We start from the raw sequence: 16365 nt of genomic DNA on the forward strand, positions 1-16365 counted from the left end.
CGGTCCTGACACGAGGCGGGGGCTCCCACGGTGTGACAAGGGTGGACCGGAACCTGGCCTCCCGTGCGTCCTTCGGGAGAGCTGAGGGGCATGCCGCTGCCCGTCATTGCTACAGCGCCGCAGGACCCGGACGGGGCCTCCCCACACCACCGGCACAGGCCGGAACGGGGCAGGAAGAACTGGCGGCGCTTGCCAGACAGCAGAAGAGTCTACCAGTTCTGTACCGCGCCCCGGACCGCCGGATCCGAGAGTCGGGTCGTGCGGGAGCCCGGGCGTACGGGAGCCCTGGAGCCCCGGGCTAGGCCTCGGTGTCTTGCTCCGGCATGGGCTGCCCGTTGGCCACCTGTGCGGCCTGGTTGATGTGGGACGCCTCCACGAGCACATCGTAGGACTCGGCCTCCATGACCTGGACGGAGGAGAAGTCGCGGCGGCCCCGGGTGGCCGCATGGCCGAGCGCTCCGAAGATCGCACCCCACACAGCACCGAAGCCCAGCGCCAGAAGAAGGATCAGGAAGAAGTTGCCGGGCGCCAGGATCAGGAACAGGATGCCGATCATCAGGCCGAACCACAGGCCGCCGAGGGCTCCCTGCCCAGCGGCCTTGCCGGTAGTCATCCGGCCGGTGACCTGCTCGACCGACCGGAGGCCCGTGCCGACGATCCTGGTCTTCTCCACGGGGAAGCCGCCATCGGAGAGGCGGTCCACCAGCTCTTGGGCCTGCTCGTAGGCGGCCACCGACTTGAGGATCCGGTAGTCGACCTGGGCGGTGTTCGGCACGAGACGGCTGGCCGGGTTGTTCGCGGGAGTGGACATGGCAGATGCTCCGATCTCCGCGGCCGGTGGGCCCTTCACGTGGCCCGAGGCCGAACCGCGGTCATAGCGGGTACGGACACTCCCAGCTTAGCCTCGATCCACCGACACGGGTTCAGGCCGGAGTGTGATTCCGGAAGCACCGGGTGAATCGATTTCGGGCGTGAGGAAGTAACCGGCCTCGCTGCCGGTGGTGTTCCACTGTTGGTCCTTCGGTCGTGCCGGGGCGCGGCGTTCGGTCGGTTGGCTATGCCGATTGTGGTGGCGGGTGGATGGCGGTGAAGATCCGTTCGAGTCCCTGTTGCCAGGGCCAGGCCTCGGGCAGTCTGATTCGAATTTTGCGGGCGCTGGAGGCGATGCGGGCCGGGATGTTCACGAGTCTGGCCCGGATGGTGCCGGTGCGGGCTTTGGTGAAGGTGCCGGCGGCGAGGAGCCCGGCGGTGCGGGTGAGGTTGTAGGCCATCACCGTGCAGACCAGCCAGGCGCTGTTGGCCCCGAAGTGGCCGGAGGGCAGGTGGGCCAGGGCGCTGTCCTTCAGATCCGCGTTGACCTGCTCGATGACCGCATGCCCCCGGTGAGTCTGGTCCGCGGCCACCGTGTCCAACACTTCCGGATCCACGGTGGTGAAGAAGGCGTGGAACCGGTGGGTGTCGAACAACGTCGGCTGCCCGTCGTCCTGCCTGGGGTTCAGTTCTGGGATGCGGCGCACCACCAGGCGTCCGGGGATGCGTTCGGCTTTCTTCCTCGAGGTGAACGCGGTGAAGGACACCTCGGCGACCTCGGCTTTGGAGGTCCAGGTGCCGGTGGTCTCGTCGTAGATCGCCTCGGGGTATTCGATGCCGGTCCAGGCGTCGTCGGCGATGGTGGCGATGGCGGCCTTGACCGCCGGATTCATCCGCACGGTGACCGAGACGTCGGCACCGGCTTTCAACGCGGTGGCCACGGTGGCGTGCCCGTAGAAAGCTGAGTCGGCACGGACCAACATCCGGGCGCCAGAGTCCGGAGGCAGTCGCTTGAGCGTGGCCAGCGCGTCGGCGATCAACCGGCAGGCCCCGCGTGGGGAGCCCACCGCTCCGCGACGCAGACGCTGACCCAAGATCACCGGGGCCGCAGTCTCGGTGCTCGCCGTGGCCAGCAAGGCGTTGAGTCCACGCACGCCCGAGTATCCGTATCCGGAGCCCTGCTTCTGATAGCCGTGGACCTCGATGATCGTGTCGTCCACATCCACATAAACGAACTGTCCGGTGCCGGGGCTTCCCAGCACCGATGCACTGACGGAGAGGTTGGCCAACAGTCGGGAGGCGACCGCGTCGAGCTGGCGGACGTGCCCGAAGGTGAACGCACGCAGGAACGAACCCAGGGTCGAGGGCGCGTAGCAGGCGTTGAAGAGTCGTTTCATCGCCCCGTGGCGCAGGATGGCCATGTCGTCGATCGAGTCGGCTCCGGCGCACATGCCGGCCACCAGGGCCGCGATCTTGGCCCCGGCGTTGGCGCCCTTGTCGGTCGGCACCGTCAATCGCCCCTTGGCCAGCTGGTGCAGGCCGGCCTCGGCGGCCAGCTCCATCATCGGCACCAGTCCGGCGGAGCCGATGAGGTTCGGCTCGTCGAAGGAAGCTGACAGTGCGGAACGGGTGTGGGAAACTTGCATCTGCGAGATGCCCTCTCATCGCGGTGGAACGGAACCTTAGACAAGTGCCATTCTTCCCGGTCAGACGGGCATTTCGTTCTTAATTACGTACCAGTACCAAGCATGCTCATCGGTGGATCAAGGCTTAGAGGCCTACGTGCTGGAATCGCTCTGGTCGGATGCCGGTTGCGCAGGTTGCGCCAGTTGTGCCGGTGGGGCCGGTGGTGCCGGTGGTGGAGTGCCCCGGATGATCGACCGCAGTTGCTGCACCCGGTCCGCCAGATTCCGCTCGACGCCGTTCTGTTTGGGACGGTAGTAGTCCTTCCCGCGCAACGAATCCGGCAGGTACTGCTGCCGCGCCACCGAATGCGGGGCGTCATGAGAGTAGACGTACCCCTTGCCGTGGCCCAGGCCGGCCGCACCTGGGTAGTGGGCGTCCCGCAGGTGGGGTGGCACCTCCCCGGACAGGCCGGCACGGACGTCTGCCACGGCCTCGTTGATGGCGGCGTAGGAGGCGTTGGACTTGGGGGCGGTGGCCAGGTGGACCGTGGCCTCGGCCAGGACCAGCCGCCCTTCCGGCATGCCGATGAGCTGCACGGCCTGGGCTGCCGCGACGGCGGTCTGCAGCGCGGTCGGATCAGCCATCCCGATGTCCTCGGAGGCCGAGATGATCAGGCGCCGGGAGATGAACCTCGGGTCCTCCCCCGCCTCCAGCATCCGCGCCAGGTAATGCAAGGAGGCGTCCACGTCCGAACCGCGGATCGACTTGATGAACGCGCTGATGACGTCATAGTGCTGGTCCCCGGCCTTGTCATAGCGCAGCACCGCCCGGTCCATGGCCTGTGCGGCGTCCTGGAGGCTGATCGAGGGCAGTGCGGGGCGGTGAGGCTGCCCGGCCTCATCGGGCTCGTCTGATTCCTCGGACTCCTCTGAGTCATCGAAGCCGGCGGCCTCCCACCGGTCCAGGGCCACGCCGGCGCTGGCCTCCAGGGTGGTCAGCCCCCGGCGGGCATCGCCCTGGGCCATGCGCACCAAGTACTCGCGGGCCTCGTCCTCCAGCACAACCGTGCCGTTGAGTCCCCGCTCGTCAGCGACCGCACGGTCCAGGACGCCGCCGATGTCCGCGTCCGTGAGCGGCTTGAGCGTGAGCATGATGGACCGGGACAGCAGCGGCGCCACCACGGAGAAGGACGGGTTCTCGGTGGTCGCGGCCACCAGGACCACCCACCGGTTCTCCACCCCGGGCAGCAGTGCATCCTGCTGGGCCTTGTTGAACCGGTGGATCTCGTCCAGGAACAGCACCGTGGTCCGGCCGTAGAGGTCCCGATCATTCAGCGCCTGGTCCATGACCGCCCGCACGTCCTTGACGCCGGCGTTGATGGCGGACAGCTCCACGAACTTGCGGCCCGGCCCGCGGGCGATCACGGTCGCCAGGGTGGTCTTGCCCGTGCCGGGTGGTCCGTAGAGGATGAGCGAAGACGGCCCGGCACCACGGCCGGCTCGGCCGCCGGCCGCCCCTTCCGCCAGCTTGCGCAGCGGCGAGCCGACGTGGAGCAGGTGCTGCTGGCCGACGACCTCGTCGACGGTGCGCGGACGCATGCGCACGGCCAAAGGGGCACTGGGGCGGTCCCGGCCGCCCGAGGAGGCGCCGTCGTCGTCCGGGGTGTCCGATTCGCCGTCACCGTCATGATCCCCGCCACCGAGCACACTGAACAAATCACTCACCGGCCCAGCCTAGCCGCCGCCCCGGACGGGCTGGGCGCCCGGGGCGGGGAGAACGCGGGGAGAATGGAGCCATGAGAGCTGTGCTGCAGAGGGCAACGTCCGCGACCGTGACCGTCGAGGGCCGGGTGACGGGGCGCCTGGACTCCCCCGGGCTCGTGGTGCTGCTGGGGGTCTCGGTCCAGGACACCGAGGCGGAGGCCGTGCAATTGGCCGAGAAGGTGGCGCACCTGCGCATCCTCGACGGCGAGGACTCCCTCGTCGGGGCCGGTGCCGCCGCCCTCGTGGTCAGCCAGTTCACCCTGTACGGGGATGTACGGAAAGGACGCCGGCCCTCGTGGACGCGGTCCGCGAAGGGCGATCAGGCCGAGCCGCTGTACGAGCGGTTCATCACCGCTTTGGAGGCGCTGGGCGTGCCGGTGGAGCGCGGGGTCTTCGGGGCCGTCATGGACGTGGCCCTGGTCAACTCGGGCCCCTTCACCGTGTGGGTGGACAGCGAGGACCTGGCGGGACCGCGGCGGGGTTGACCCGCCGGCGGTCACCGCGTGGACGTCACTGGGTGACCGTCACCGGGTAGACATCACCGCTGGCGCGAAGACCAGAGGCGCACCACGACGAACTGCGCCGCGATGCCGCCGGCCAGGGCGATGCCCCAGCGCAGCAGCATCGGCCATTCCGTGGACTGGTCGATCAGCACGTTCAGCGCGAAGGTGACGATCAGGACCGGCAGCAGCCGCACCGCCGTCGGCGGAACACTGTCCCGGCGCTGATCCTGCTCACCCTCGGGCGCCATGTCAGGCCCCCGTGGTATCGGGCGAGTCCTGGGCGGCCTTCGTCCCCTGCTCCGGGGCGGCCTCCTTCGGTTCCGGCGTGGCATCCACACCGGCCTCCTTGCGCTGCTGGTCCGTGATGGGCGCCGGGGCGGCGGTCAGGGGGTCATAGCCGTTGCCGGTCTTCGGGAACGCGATGACATCCCGGATGGACTCGGTGCCGGCCAGCAGGGCGACGATGCGGTCCCAGCCGAACGCGATGCCGCCATGCGGCGGGGCGCCGTACTTGAAGCCCTCCAGGAGGAAGCCGAACTTGGACTGCGCGGACTCCTCGTCCAGGCCCATGAGCTTGAACACCCGCTCCTGGACCTCGCCCTGGTGGATACGGATGGAGCCGCCGCCCACCTCGTTGCCGTTGACCACGATGTCATAGGCGTAGGAGAGAGCGCTGGCCGGATCCGTGTCAAAGGTGTCCATGAACTCGGGCTTCGGCGAGGTGAAGGCGTGGTGCACCGCGGTCCAGGCACCGGAGCCCACTGCGACGTCACCGGAGGCCACGGCCTCCGAGGCGGGCTCGAACATGGGGGCGTCCACAACCCACACGAACGCCCAGTCGGCCTCGGCAGCGGTCACGTCCGGGCCGGCGTCCTTGATCAGGCCGACGCGGTGGCCGATCTCCACGCGCGCGGCGCCGAGGATGGCGCGGGAGGGGCTAGTCTCGCCGGCGGCGAAGAAGATGCAGTCACCCGGGTTGGCGCCGGTGGCGGCGGCCAGGCCGGCCTTCTCCTCCTCGGAGATGTTCTTGGAGACCGGGCCGGTCAGCGATCCGTCCTCCTGGATGAGCACGTAGGCCAGGCCGCGAGCCCCGCGCTGCTTGGCCCATTCCTGCCAGGCGTCCAGGGTGCGGCGCGGCTGGGAGGCGCCGCCGGGCATGACCACGGCACCCACGTAGGGTGCTTTGAACACGCGGAACGGGGTGTCCGCGAAGTACTCGGTGAGGTCCGTCAGCTCGAGGCCGAAGCGCAGGTCCGGCTTGTCCGAGCCGTACTTCTCCATCGCCTCGCAGTAGGTCATGCGGCGGATCGGGGTCGGCACATCCACTCCGACCAGCGACCAGACCGATTTCACAATTTTCTCGCCGAGGGCGATCACGTCGTCCTGCTCCACGAAGGAGGCCTCGATGTCCAGCTGCGTGAACTCCGGCTGGCGGTCGGCGCGGAAGTCCTCGTCCCGGTAGCAGCGTGCGATCTGGAAGTACTTCTCGATGCCGCCGACCTGCAACAGCTGCTTGAACAGCTGCGGGGACTGGGGCAGGGCGTACCAGGAGCCGGGCGAGAGTCGGGCCGGGACCACGAAGTCGCGGGCGCCCTCGGGGGTGGAGCGGGTCAGGGTCGGGGTCTCGACCTCGATGAACCCCTCCTCGTGCAGCAGGTTGCGGGCGGTGCGGTTGACCTCGGAGCGCAGGCGCATGATGCGGGCCGGCTCCGGGCGGCGCAGGTCCAGGTAGCGGTGGCGCAGCCGGGCCTCCTCACCGACCTCCACGTGCTCGTCGATCTGGAACGGCAGCGGAGCGGCGGCGTTAAGCACGGTCACGGTGTCCGCGATGAGCTCGATCTCGCCGGAGGGCAGAGCCGGGTTCTCGTTACCCTCGGGGCGGCGTTCCACCGTGCCGGTGACCTGCAGTACGAACTCGTTGCGCAGCGGATCGAAGTCCTTCTCGTCCCGCACCACCACCTGGGCGAAGCCGGAGGCATCGCGCAGGTCCACGAAGGCCACCCCACCGTGGTCACGGCGGCGTGCCACCCATCCGGTCACGGTGACGGTCTGTCCGATGAGCGAGGCGTTGAGTTCGCCCAGCTGGTGGGTGCGCAGCACTTCAGGTCCTTCCGGTCCCGGTTCACCGGGATGTTCTGTGGGGGTGGTATCACTGGTTCAGCCCATCAGGGCAGACCGGTTCCCGGATGATTCTAGTGGGTGGAGCGCATGCCTCTTCGACCGTCACGACCAGTGTCCACAGGTGGCTCCCTCGAACGACGCCTGGGGCTGCCCGGATCCGTGATCATCGGTGTCGGTTCCATGGTCGGAGCCGGAGTGTTCACCGCGCTCGGGCTGGCCGCTGCGCAGGCCGGCGGGCTGTTGATGGCCGCCCTGCTGGTGGCCGGGGTGACGGCCTGGCTCAATGCCATCTCCACGGCCCAATTAGCAGCCGTGCACCCGACCTCCGGCGGCGCCTATACCTTCGGCCGCCGGCAGCTCGGTGAGTGGGCCGGCTTCCTGGCCGGCTGGGGTTTCGTCACCGGAAAGTCCGCGTCCATCGCCGCCATGGCCTACACCGTCGGTCTCTATGTGGCGCCGGAGACGGACTGGACCGCACGCTGGGTGGCGATCGCCGCCGTCGTGCTCTTGACCGGTGTGAACCTGCTCGGGATCACCCGGACAGTGCAGGCCACGGTGGCCATCCTGGTTCCGGTGCTGCTGATCCTCGCCCTGGTCATCGTGGCGGGCCTGGCCTACGGGCCCGACGCCGGCTCCGCCGCTCCCCCGGCCGGTTCGGCTGCACCGGTGAATCCTTCGTTCCTGGGTGTGCTGCAGGGGGCGGGGCTGCTGTTCTTCGCCTTCGCAGGATACGCCCGGATCGCGACGATGGGTGAGGAGGTCCGCGATCCCCGCCGGACGATCCCCCGCGCGGTGATGGGTGCCCTGGGGTTCACGCTGGTGCTCTACGGAATGCTGGCTTGGAGCCTGACCCGCGTCCTCGGCGAGGACGGACTGGCGGGCTCGGAAGCACCCGTCCGGGACGCCGTGGGCCTACTCTTCGGCCCGGACTGGCTCTGGCTCGCCGTGGGCGGGGCGGCGCTGGCCAGCCTGGGTTCTCTGCTCAACCTCGTGGCAGGGATCTCCCGCACGGGGCTGGCCATGGCCCGCGAGGGTGACCTGCCGCGGCCCCTGGCCCGGGTCTCCACCCGCACCTCGGTCCCGTGGGCTGCCCAGCTCGCGGCCGCCGCGGTGGTGATCGTCCTGCTGCTAACGGCGGATGTGCTGACCGTGGTGGGCTTCTCCTCCTTCGGCGTGCTGGTGTACTACGCCGTCTCCAATCTGGCGGCCTTCACCCTGACCGAGCGCGTGGTGCGTTCACCCCGCTGGCTGAACCTCACCGGTGCCGTGCTCTGTCTGGTGTTGGCCTTCACCCTTCCGGCGCTGTCCGTGGTCATCATGCTCGCGGTGTTCGCCGTGGGACTGCTCGGCCGCCTGGTGGTGCTCCGTGTTCGGTCCCGGCGAGCCGGGTGAGGTGGGTGAGGTGGGTGACTTGGTACTGCCGTTGCGCTCTCGAGCGTGTCAGTAAGCGCCCCTGTACCGGATATCTCCCCGGACGGGTCTTGCGGGACACGGTTCGAAGCGAGCTCTCGTTCGGGCAGGTCAGCGGTGGGCTGCCCGGTGGGGGTTCCTCTAACGGTGCCTAGGAGACTTCCTGTGGTCGTTCCTCGTCCTCGTCGTCTTGGTCCAGGTGGCCGAGGGTCTCGAAAGGGGATTCGACCTCCCCGCCCCAGGCCTCCATGCCCTCGCGGACCGCGAGGAAGGCGACGACCAGGGCGGCGACCGGGTCAGCCCAGTCCCAGCCGAACAACCAGTTCAGCAACAGACCCAGCAGGACCGTGCCGGAGAGGTAGATACACAGCAGCAGCTGCTTAGCATCGGCCATCACGCTCTTGGAGTCCAGCTCCCGGCCGGTGCGGAACTCAAACCAGGCCAGCGCCGGCATCACGATCAAGCTCAGCGCGGCAATCCCGATGCCCAGCGGGCTCTCGTCCACCTGCTGGGCCCCAGCCAACGCGGAGATCGAGTCGACTGTGACATAGGCGGCCAGGGCGAAGAACGCGATCGCGATCACCTTGACCGTCACCCGCTCCCAGCGTTCGGGGTCCTTGCGGGTGAACTGCCAAGCCACCGCCGTGGCCGAGAGGACCTCCACCACCGAGTCGAGCCCAAAGCCGATCAGTGCGCCGGACGAAGCCATGGTCCCGGCGGTGACGGCCACGATGGCCTCGATGACGTTGTAGGTGATGGTGAACCCGACAATGAACTTCACCCGGCGGTGCAGTGTGGCCCGCCGCTCGGCGGTCACGACCGGGACGCTCATCGGGCACCCCCGCCGCAGCAACCAGTCACCGTGCAGCCCGAATCAATGCACGGGGCTCCGGCGTCCACCGCCAGGGTCGTTTCCACCAACGCCGCCAGCGCTCTGCCCAGGTGCGGGTCGGCGATCTCATACCGGGTCCGGCGGCCCTGCGGCTCGGCCACCACGATCCCGCAATCGCGCAGGCACGCCAGGTGGTTCGAGACATTGGACGGCGAGAGTTCCAGCTCCCGGCCCATCTCCGCGGGGTAGGCGGGTCCGTCCAACAACATCAGCAGGATCCTCGACCGGTTCGGGTCGGCCATCGCCCGGCCCAATCGGTTCATCACGTCAAGACGAGAAGCAATAGTCAGCATGGACTGAACTATACAGCCACGACTGAACAATGGTCTGCACCTGCAGCACGGTCAACTCACATCGCACCTTGTACCCATTCACCTTCAATAGAAAGCCGCCAATTTTCTCTGCGATTCACACGGCAAGGGTTGGAGCGTGAATTGCAGCGGTGCCGGGACTCCCATTTAACGATTCTCTATCGGACACTCCTAAGCGGGGACGGTCGGGTAGCTCGGTGATATCCCGCCTTGTCCCTGCAATTCAAACCTTCGGTGCGCGTTACGCAGTGCAAGTGAGGCCGGGGCATCCTCTTGCTTACTTCGACTTAGCATGGCATGTCGGCCATTGGCTTTAGTGTAAGAGAGAAAGCGAATGACGAAATTGAATGCATAAGGGCCGACGATCTCCTGATGTCCTATACGGATTGGTGCGAGTTTTGACTTTGAGTGAACAAGAGAAGTTGGAGCTGTTCGACCAACTGGAAGACCAGATGTCCTTCCTGGTAGCAAGCACTCGGCTCTACAAGGCAGGCAGTATTGCTGAGGCAAAACGTTTGTCTACGACCATTCGCGTCCTTGTCCACGACACGGCGTCCAGTCGAAGCCTGCTCGGGCAGATGGACGTCAAGGATAAGTTGCTTTGGATTTCTTCGGGGTCGGTCGACCCGGCAAACCTGATCGCAACATTCAACCTTGCCTTTTTCAACACGGAACTGGGAGCTTTCGTACCGCTGGCTGCCGATTTCATTCAGAAGGTTGGCAGCTTGGTCGACTTCGAAACCTGGTGGGCGGAGCCTGTAATGAAAGACGTAACGGGGGACAAGTTCAGCCGAAAGGAGATTGTTCTCGCACTCGCCAATAAGGAGGGTGGGGCGCACGTAGACAAGTTGCAGCGGCGAATGAGGGCACTGGCTAGAGAGGGAAGTCTTGGTCTGTCGATGGGTCCGGATGCGGACACCCTCAGCTTTGGGGGGTCAGTTGAAACCTTTATCCCGTCTGACGGATTGGTGGTCGCGTCGCCCTTACCCCCCTCGGCGATCACCATTACAACCGAAATTTACAATACGCTGACCAACCAGTGGTCGATACTCCATCCGGACGGCAAAGATTGGGAGCCACCGGTGCGGGAAGAATAGTGTCTCTGCCACTCGACCCCAGCTCATGGAAATCCGTGCCGATGGCCGCATAGTACGAGACTGGGCATTTGCTCGCGGCGACACTAACTCGCTGACGCGCTGCCAGTAGAACGTGTCCGGTTTAGGATCCATTGACGGGGCAGGGTCAGGTTCGGTGCTTCGTTGACCGGACGACGGCTTGGCTGAGAGTCCCAGAACTGCAGACCCTTGCGAATCAACAGTCTTGTAGCGGCCGGTTCCGGCTGAAATCGTGCCCCAGTAGGGTGAAGGAACCTGACGGCGAGCAGAGGGGTTCCGAATGTCGGTGAAGGTGCGGTCGTTTCCGGCCAGTGGCGCAGTGGTGGTGTTGATGGCTGGAATCGTCCTGACGGGATGTGGCAGCGAGGCGGGACAAAGGGCGACTGAGACCCCGTCTCCGGCCGCCACCCCGAGTAATACGACGTCGACCAACCCCGAATCGACGCAATCGTCCGCGGTGGCTGCTCCCGTGGGCAGTCTGGATGAACTGTTCGAGGCGGTCGATGAGCGTTTCGACTGCCCGGGTCCCTCAGATGGCTTCTCCGGGGAGGACCACTTTTTCATGGTCGGTGGCGGTGAACAACTCGTGGGGCGTCGGTGTGGCGAGACCATCGTCATGGCGTGGTCCGAGGACCAATCTCTGATCCAGGGCGCCCGCGAGCTGCTGAATTCAGCCGTCGCACCCGTACCCGTGGCGGGCACGGCGGAGTGGTTCGTCGCCGACGTTACCGAGGCCGGCGAGGGCGGTACCGGTGCGCCGGAGCACCAGGCGGCGTCTAAGGACTTGGACAGGCTCGCTGCCGAGCTGGGCGCCGACTTAACCGAAGGCTAATCAGTCCCGGCCTCCCGCGGCCAAGCCGCGCATATCCAGCAGCTGTCTGCAATAAGCGACATCAAGACTTCGGTGAGCCAATGTCAGATGGGGATCCTCATGCGGGTGCTCAACCGGGTCGATGGAGTGCTCATCGCGACTCGGGTTGTGATCCGTAGACTCCTACTTATGGACTTTCTAGACCTGGGGCGGATCATTGTCGGGTTGGTGCTGCTGGTGCTGGGCGGGGAGGTACTGGTGCGAGGGGCCTCCGCCTTGGCTCGTCGAGCGGGGGTTTCCTCCCTGGTGGTCGGGCTCACCGTGGTCTCGGCGGCCACGTCGGCGCCCGAGCTTTCGGTGAGTATCGGTGCGGTCCTGCGCGACGAACCCGGACTGGCGGTGGGCAATGTGGTCGGCAGCAACATTGTTAACGTCTTGCTCATTCTCGGCCTCTCCGCTCTAGTGCTGCCGCTGGCCGCGACACAACGGTTGGTGCGCTTTGATCTCCCCCTGATGCTTTCTCTGTCCGCGGCGTTGCTGCTGGTCTGCCTCGACGGGGTGGTCAGCGCGGTAGACGGGCTAATCCTGTTCGGTGCCGTGGTCGCTCACACCGTGCTGACCGTCACCATCGGCCGCAGAAGGACACAGTCCAAGGCCCCTGTTATGCAGCTGGCTGAGGGTTCCCTGGGTATCGGCACCTCCGCCCAGGCCCAGAAATTGCCTGTGGCCTCGAGCGGAAAGTCGATTCTGCTCGTGGTGTTCGGAGTTGCTCTCCTGGTAACCGGGGCCACGCTCCTCGTCGAGGGCGCGGTGAACACCGCCACCACGCTCGGGGTGAGCAGCCTAGTGGTCGGTTTAACCGTCGTGGCCATCGGCACATCTCTGCCTGAGCTGGCGACTTCCCTCATCGCCGTGCGCCGTGGCGAACGTGACTTGGCGATTGGCAACGTGGTCGGCAGCAACATCTTCAACATCGGAGTCGTGCTCGGGTTGCCAGCCATGATCTCCCTCGAGGGCATTCCCGTATCCAGCGCCGCCCTGGCCTTCGATATCCCGGTAATGTTGGCGGCCGCGATCGCCTTGCTGCCCGTAGCCTTCACCGGCTTCACGGTGGCGCGATGGGAAGGCGCCCTGTTCGTAGCCCTGTATCTGGTTTACCTCGGGTATCTCATTCTGGCTGCCACCGCACACGACGCACTGGAAGGATTTACCGCCGTGATGGCATGGTTTGTCCTCCCATTGATCACGGTGACGCTGATCGCCTTCACCGCATACGAAATCGGGCTGCGTAAGGGCCGACAAGGCAGCGGCACAACCCCCCGTCCGTCCTGACCACGAGCCGCTGACTGATATGTAGCTTCGTTTGTCAAGTGGCAGAGAAGAACGACTCCGGACCAGTCGGTGTCCGGGGCCGTTCTTCATGTACCGCTGCGGTGGTGGGGCGTAGGCGCGTCTTGTCGACGACAGGGTCAGACTGATATTCGCGGGTTGGGTACCGCATGACGATTGTTCGGCAGGAGCATTCCGAGGTCTAGAGTCGGGCGTCGCCGGGACCGGGGTCTCGGTTGTCCATAGTCAGGTCTCGGGTTGGCTCCACGTGCTGCCTCATCGCCCCACGCGGTCCGCAGGGTACGTTCAGGGGGTTCAGGCCGCGTTCATCGCGGCTCCTTCCGGCACCGGCCAGGCCTTGTCCTGGACGGCTTGTTGTAGCGGTGCGGCGACCGACCAGCACCAGCCGGCCAGTTCCCGGGCGATGGCGGTGTTGGCCTTGGTGCGCAGCTTGTCTCGGGCGTTGAACCGCTCCCAGGCCCGGTGCAGACGCCGGTTGCCCTCCAGCGCCCGGATCCGGGTTGCCGAGTCCACGAGCTGGAGCTGGCGCAGCAGCCTGGTCCCGGGGCGTCTGAACGGCCGGTCGTGTTGCCAGGCGGCTTCCACGAGCAGGCGCCGGGCGTAGGTGTTGCCGGCCTTGGTGATCGGGCCCTGGGCCCGAGAGGCCCCGGAAGAGTGCTCGGAGGGCACCAGCCCCAGGTAGGCGCCGATGGACGATCCGGTGAAGCGGGTCCAGTCGCTGATCTCCACGGCGAGCCCGTAGGCGGTGGTGATGTCGATCCCCCGGAAGCACATCAGCGCGTTGATCACCTGCGCATACTCGGAGTTCTTGGCCTGTTCGGTGATCTCGGCCTCGAGCCGCTTCAGATGCTGCATCAGCAGCACCTGCTGCTCGAGGTAGGACTCGAGGGTCGATGCCGTGGCCGTCGAGTCGAAGCGTTGCCGGCCCAGCCAGGCAAGGTGTGGGCTGGTCCACCGGCTCTTCTCCGGGTAGTGGAGTCCGTGGCGCAGCAGCAGCGAGTTGATCCGCTGCCGGCAGTGGGCCAGGTCCTTCGCCGCGGCCATCCGGGCTCGGGAGAGGTCCCGCAGCCCTTCCTGGCCCAGGGTGGGAACCCGCACCTGGGTGATCTGGCCCAGCGAGAGGATCCTGGCCAGGCCCATCGCGTCGCGCTTGTCCGTCTTAACCCGGTCGCCGGGGGCGCGCAGCAGTTTGGACGGGGCCGCGACCACACAGTCGATGCCGTGTAGGCGCAGGTGCCGGGCCAGCCCGAAGCCGGTAGGTCCGGCCTCGTAGACCACTTGCAGATGCTCGGGGTCGAAGCGTTCCAGCCAGGCGGTCACGGCCACCGGGTCGCAGGCCATCTTGTCCCGGACGATCTCGCCGGTGGCCGTGTCCAGGGCACAGGCGACGAGGTTCTGAGCATGCACATCCAGCCCCACATAAGTACGATCGAACATGTCGGGACCTCCCAAAGATTCAACTGTGGCACTACCAGTCAATCCCCGTCACCGGGCGACCGGGAAGGGAAGCACGGCCGGCAACCCACGCAATGTTGAACAGTGCAGGTCCCGACCTCCCTTCACCTCATAGCGTCTAGATCAACCCGGGCCTGTCAATACCGCGCGCCCCCCCCAGGCACCAGATAGTCGCCCCCCCCGATCAGCGCCAGACCCAGTGTCTAGTGGCCACCTGCATGGACACCCGGCCTGTAATTCAGATGACGTCACGAGGTGGCCTGAGTATTGGATCAGAGGAATCAACTCTGCAAGCCTCCCCAGCACACTGGCCGGCCATCACCTGCACCCCAACACCGTCATAGAGCGGCTGCGCGACCTGGGCGTCAACCCCTCAGCGCCCGCCACCGAGCCATCGGTGAGCTCGTCCTCGAATGCCCGCCCTCGCTCGTTGCCGAGGTCCTCGGCTACAGCACGCAGGTGGCTTTCCTCCACGCGAGCAAGGCTGCTGAGCCATGGGCCCGATGTGCCGGCCGATCCGTCAGGTCGCCCTGAGCGTCCCGAAAGACGATCCCCTTATGGGGCGGTCGACAACCCGCCCTCAAGAGGCCAGTCTCTGAACACCGGCGAGAAACCCGGGTCCCGCGGAACCGTCTTCTCGTTGGCATCACTTAGTCCATCGGCCTGGGGGTATCGGCGACTGTTTCAGCGGTGGCCAGTAACTGTCTTCCCGCCTTCGTTGGATCAAACATGACGTTGACGATGCAGGCCACCGGTTCCGTCCAGGGCGCGCGCACATGGTCCATAATTCGCCTGCGTAGCGCGTCACCGCGTTCGCTCCACCGGCAAAACCCTGCGCTCTCATACCGGCCCGGGGTCAGCAAGCCCTCGTCGCACATGCTTACGGACACCTCTACAGCCAGCGATGTCGCAAGTCCGGAGTCGCGGCTATTGTCCGGGTCGAGTGCAGTGATTCCGGCAGTTTCGGTCATGACGTCTAGGACGATCCCTTCGATCTCACGGAATCGAACCCAGTCCTCACAGCCAAGAACCATGACACGACGCACCACCTCCTGCCGGACGTTGGGATCGAGCTCAGACATGGTCCTCATCCTGTCACCAAAGGCACCAAATCCTGAGGTCCCAGCCAACCGCCGTCCGACTGCCCCTGGCCTCACCCATGGATTCGCCACAGGTAAAATGCACCTCGCATTCCTGACAGCCTCCAGGGCAACAGGCATTGCACCCCACAATCGCCCCACACCGGAAGGCCACCACGCCGCAGCCGACTCGTGTGCCGGTCGGGGATCCTCAACCGGAACGGCGGATTCCAGTCATTCTTGCGACACCGAGGGAGGGAGTTGTCATGGTCGGCGAGGCAAGCCGGGGACAACACCGGACGGGGACCGCGGGACGCTGCGCGAGGGATGATGGGGTCCGGCCTGGCCAGCGGCTGGTTGCTCATGCGTCGAATCTGGCTCCTTCCAGGCGCGGCCGGCGGAGGGCGATCAGCAACAGAACGAGCTGCCCCGGGGGGAAGAAGGCCAGGAGCGCCCACCAACCGGTGAGGTTGGAATCGTGGAGGCGTCGCACCGCCACCGTCAAGCCTGGGATGAGCGTGAGGAGGAGCCAGAGGTCGGCGACGAGCAGCGAGAAGGCACCGAGGGGAGAACCGGGAGAATCTGCTGAATGCCAGGACATGAGCTCGAGGTCCGCGAACAGCGATGAACCGAAGGGCCCAAGGAAAAGCGTTGGCTGCGGCGGGGCGCCGCCGACCGCAGCGGGCACCATGATCTGGCTGGTGGCCAAAACGGCGACGTTCACGAGCATCCACCACCAGTACTCTCCACGACTTGCCCGCCCACGCAGACGAAAGGCGTTGGCCGCGAACCTCCACATGGCCACACCGAGGGAGGCACCCGGAAGCGGGGCTCTTGGCGAGGTCTCCAACGCAGTAAAGGCCATGTCGTGACCCTACTGCCGGTGTCGTGCGTGGACGCGAACGTCCGCATGAAGTGACAGCCACGCGCTCCAAAGCGGTTTCGGTTGCAGAACGACTTACGGCGCCCGATCGATGGACCCGACCCGTCGAAGGCTATATGTGTGACGATTCTGGCCCGCAGATGGATCCTCAACCGGAACGGCGGATTCCAGTCATTCTTGCGACACCGAGGGAGGGAGTTGTCATGGTCGGCGAGGCAAGCCGGGCACAACACCGG

Annotated in this window: 15 protein-coding genes; 5 read left to right on the forward strand and 10 right to left on the reverse strand. The window is 66.3% G+C overall.

The features are described 5' to 3' along the window. Window positions 1-298 precede the first annotated feature (298 nt). The 3 genes from C8E99_RS04985 to C8E99_RS04995 all read right to left on the reverse strand — a co-directional run bounded on the left by C8E99_RS04985 (window position 299) and on the right by C8E99_RS04995 (window position 4160). Window positions 299-811: a general stress protein gene (locus C8E99_RS04985; RefSeq protein WP_115931361.1), complete on the reverse strand. Its 513-nt coding sequence runs from the start codon at window positions 809-811 to the stop codon at window positions 299-301. 244 nt (window positions 812-1055) lie between these two features. Further along, window positions 1056-2456 (reverse strand): IS1380 family transposase, encoded by a 1401-nt coding sequence (locus C8E99_RS04990; protein ID WP_115931362.1) that lies wholly within the window; start codon window positions 2454-2456, stop codon window positions 1056-1058. A 132-nt stretch (window positions 2457-2588) separates the two neighbouring features. Beyond that, window positions 2589-4160 (reverse strand): replication-associated recombination protein A, encoded by a 1572-nt coding sequence (locus C8E99_RS04995; protein ID WP_245952094.1) that lies wholly within the window; start codon window positions 4158-4160, stop codon window positions 2589-2591. A 71-nt stretch (window positions 4161-4231) separates the two neighbouring features. Here C8E99_RS04995 and dtd point away from each other — a divergent pair, with 71 nt between their 5' ends. Beyond that, a complete protein-coding gene (dtd, locus tag C8E99_RS05000) occupies window positions 4232-4684 on the forward strand; it encodes a D-aminoacyl-tRNA deacylase (protein ID WP_115931363.1) in 453 nt (150 codons plus the stop codon). 53 nt (window positions 4685-4737) lie between these two features. Here dtd and C8E99_RS05005 read toward each other — a convergent pair whose 3' ends face one another. Both C8E99_RS05005 and aspS read right to left on the reverse strand, forming a co-directional pair. Continuing rightward, complete coding sequence (locus tag C8E99_RS05005) at window positions 4738-4950, reverse strand: hypothetical protein (protein WP_115931364.1); 213 nt, start codon at window positions 4948-4950, stop codon at window positions 4738-4740. A gap of 1 nt (window position 4951) precedes the next feature. After that, window positions 4952-6802 (reverse strand): aspartate--tRNA ligase, encoded by a 1851-nt coding sequence (gene aspS / locus C8E99_RS05010; RefSeq protein ID WP_115931365.1) that lies wholly within the window; start codon window positions 6800-6802, stop codon window positions 4952-4954. A 108-nt stretch (window positions 6803-6910) separates the two neighbouring features. On the opposite strand from aspS, the gene C8E99_RS05015 reads away from it, so the two are divergent. Next, window positions 6911-8215 (forward strand): APC family permease, encoded by a 1305-nt coding sequence (locus C8E99_RS05015; protein WP_115931366.1) that lies wholly within the window; start codon window positions 6911-6913, stop codon window positions 8213-8215. Window positions 8216-8384: 169 nt separating this feature from the next. Here C8E99_RS05015 and C8E99_RS05020 read toward each other — a convergent pair whose 3' ends face one another. Together C8E99_RS05020 and cmtR are read right to left on the reverse strand one after the other, a co-directional pair. Next, complete coding sequence (locus C8E99_RS05020) at window positions 8385-9065, reverse strand: cation efflux transmembrane domain-containing protein (protein WP_115930690.1); 681 nt, start codon at window positions 9063-9065, stop codon at window positions 8385-8387. Then, complete coding sequence (cmtR, locus tag C8E99_RS05025; RefSeq protein ID WP_115930691.1) at window positions 9062-9418, reverse strand: Cd(II)/Pb(II)-sensing metalloregulatory transcriptional regulator CmtR; 357 nt, start codon at window positions 9416-9418, stop codon at window positions 9062-9064. The genes C8E99_RS05020 and cmtR overlap by 4 nt, the downstream gene beginning before the upstream one ends. Before the next feature lie 416 nt (window positions 9419-9834). On the opposite strand from cmtR, the gene C8E99_RS05030 reads away from it, so the two are divergent. The 3 genes from C8E99_RS05030 to C8E99_RS05040 all read left to right on the forward strand — a co-directional run bounded on the left by C8E99_RS05030 (window position 9835) and on the right by C8E99_RS05040 (window position 12694). Continuing rightward, window positions 9835-10533: a hypothetical protein gene (locus tag C8E99_RS05030; protein ID WP_115931367.1), complete on the forward strand. Its 699-nt coding sequence runs from the start codon at window positions 9835-9837 to the stop codon at window positions 10531-10533. Window positions 10534-11020: 487 nt separating this feature from the next. Further along, window positions 11021-11383 (forward strand): hypothetical protein, encoded by a 363-nt coding sequence (locus C8E99_RS05035; RefSeq protein ID WP_147301173.1) that lies wholly within the window; start codon window positions 11021-11023, stop codon window positions 11381-11383. A 168-nt stretch (window positions 11384-11551) separates the two neighbouring features. Beyond that, a complete protein-coding gene (locus tag C8E99_RS05040) occupies window positions 11552-12694 on the forward strand; it encodes a calcium/sodium antiporter (RefSeq protein ID WP_115933238.1) in 1143 nt (380 codons plus the stop codon). A 312-nt stretch (window positions 12695-13006) separates the two neighbouring features. Here C8E99_RS05040 and C8E99_RS05045 read toward each other — a convergent pair whose 3' ends face one another. The 3 genes from C8E99_RS05045 to C8E99_RS05060 form a co-directional block, all read right to left on the reverse strand. Next, on the reverse strand, window positions 13007-14149 hold the full coding sequence (locus tag C8E99_RS05045; RefSeq protein ID WP_115930859.1) for an IS110 family RNA-guided transposase: 1143 nt from the start codon (window positions 14147-14149) through the stop codon (window positions 13007-13009). Between the two features lie 668 nt (window positions 14150-14817). Beyond that, complete coding sequence (locus C8E99_RS05055) at window positions 14818-15249, reverse strand: hypothetical protein (RefSeq protein ID WP_147301174.1); 432 nt, start codon at window positions 15247-15249, stop codon at window positions 14818-14820. A gap of 358 nt (window positions 15250-15607) precedes the next feature. Further along, the gene (locus C8E99_RS05060; protein WP_115931370.1) at window positions 15608-16111 is read right to left on the reverse strand and encodes a DUF805 domain-containing protein; all 504 of its coding nucleotides are present in this window, start codon (window positions 16109-16111) and stop codon (window positions 15608-15610) included. Between the last annotated feature and the right edge of the window lie 254 nt (window positions 16112-16365).

Origin of the sequence: Citricoccus muralis (assembly GCF_003386075.1) — a bacterium.
In the GTDB taxonomy this organism is placed as follows: Bacteria; Actinomycetota; Actinomycetes; order Actinomycetales; family Micrococcaceae; genus Citricoccus; species Citricoccus muralis.

Excerpts from the sequence above, each read along its gene's own strand:
- C8E99_RS04985 (WP_115931361.1), bottom strand. The coding sequence starts at position 811 with ATGTCCACTCCCGCGAACAACCCGGCCAGCCGTCTCGTGCCGAACACC.
- C8E99_RS05020 (WP_115930690.1), bottom strand. The coding sequence starts at position 9,065 with ATGAGCGTCCCGGTCGTGACCGCCGAGCGGCGGGCCACACTGCACCGC.
- C8E99_RS05045 (WP_115930859.1), bottom strand. The coding sequence starts at position 14,149 with ATGTTCGATCGTACTTATGTGGGGCTGGATGTGCATGCTCAGAACCTC.
- C8E99_RS05015 (WP_115931366.1), top strand. The coding sequence starts at position 6,911 with ATGCCTCTTCGACCGTCACGACCAGTGTCCACAGGTGGCTCCCTCGAA.
- C8E99_RS05060 (WP_115931370.1), bottom strand. The coding sequence starts at position 16,111 with ATGGCCTTTACTGCGTTGGAGACCTCGCCAAGAGCCCCGCTTCCGGGT.
- cmtR (WP_115930691.1), bottom strand. The coding sequence starts at position 9,418 with ATGCTGACTATTGCTTCTCGTCTTGACGTGATGAACCGATTGGGCCGG.
- C8E99_RS05055 (WP_147301174.1), bottom strand. The coding sequence starts at position 15,249 with ATGTCTGAGCTCGATCCCAACGTCCGGCAGGAGGTGGTGCGTCGTGTC.
- C8E99_RS05040 (WP_115933238.1), top strand. The coding sequence starts at position 11,552 with ATGGACTTTCTAGACCTGGGGCGGATCATTGTCGGGTTGGTGCTGCTG.
- C8E99_RS05005 (WP_115931364.1), bottom strand. The coding sequence starts at position 4,950 with ATGGCGCCCGAGGGTGAGCAGGATCAGCGCCGGGACAGTGTTCCGCCG.
- C8E99_RS04990 (WP_115931362.1), bottom strand. The coding sequence starts at position 2,456 with ATGCAAGTTTCCCACACCCGTTCCGCACTGTCAGCTTCCTTCGACGAG.
- dtd (WP_115931363.1), top strand. The coding sequence starts at position 4,232 with ATGAGAGCTGTGCTGCAGAGGGCAACGTCCGCGACCGTGACCGTCGAG.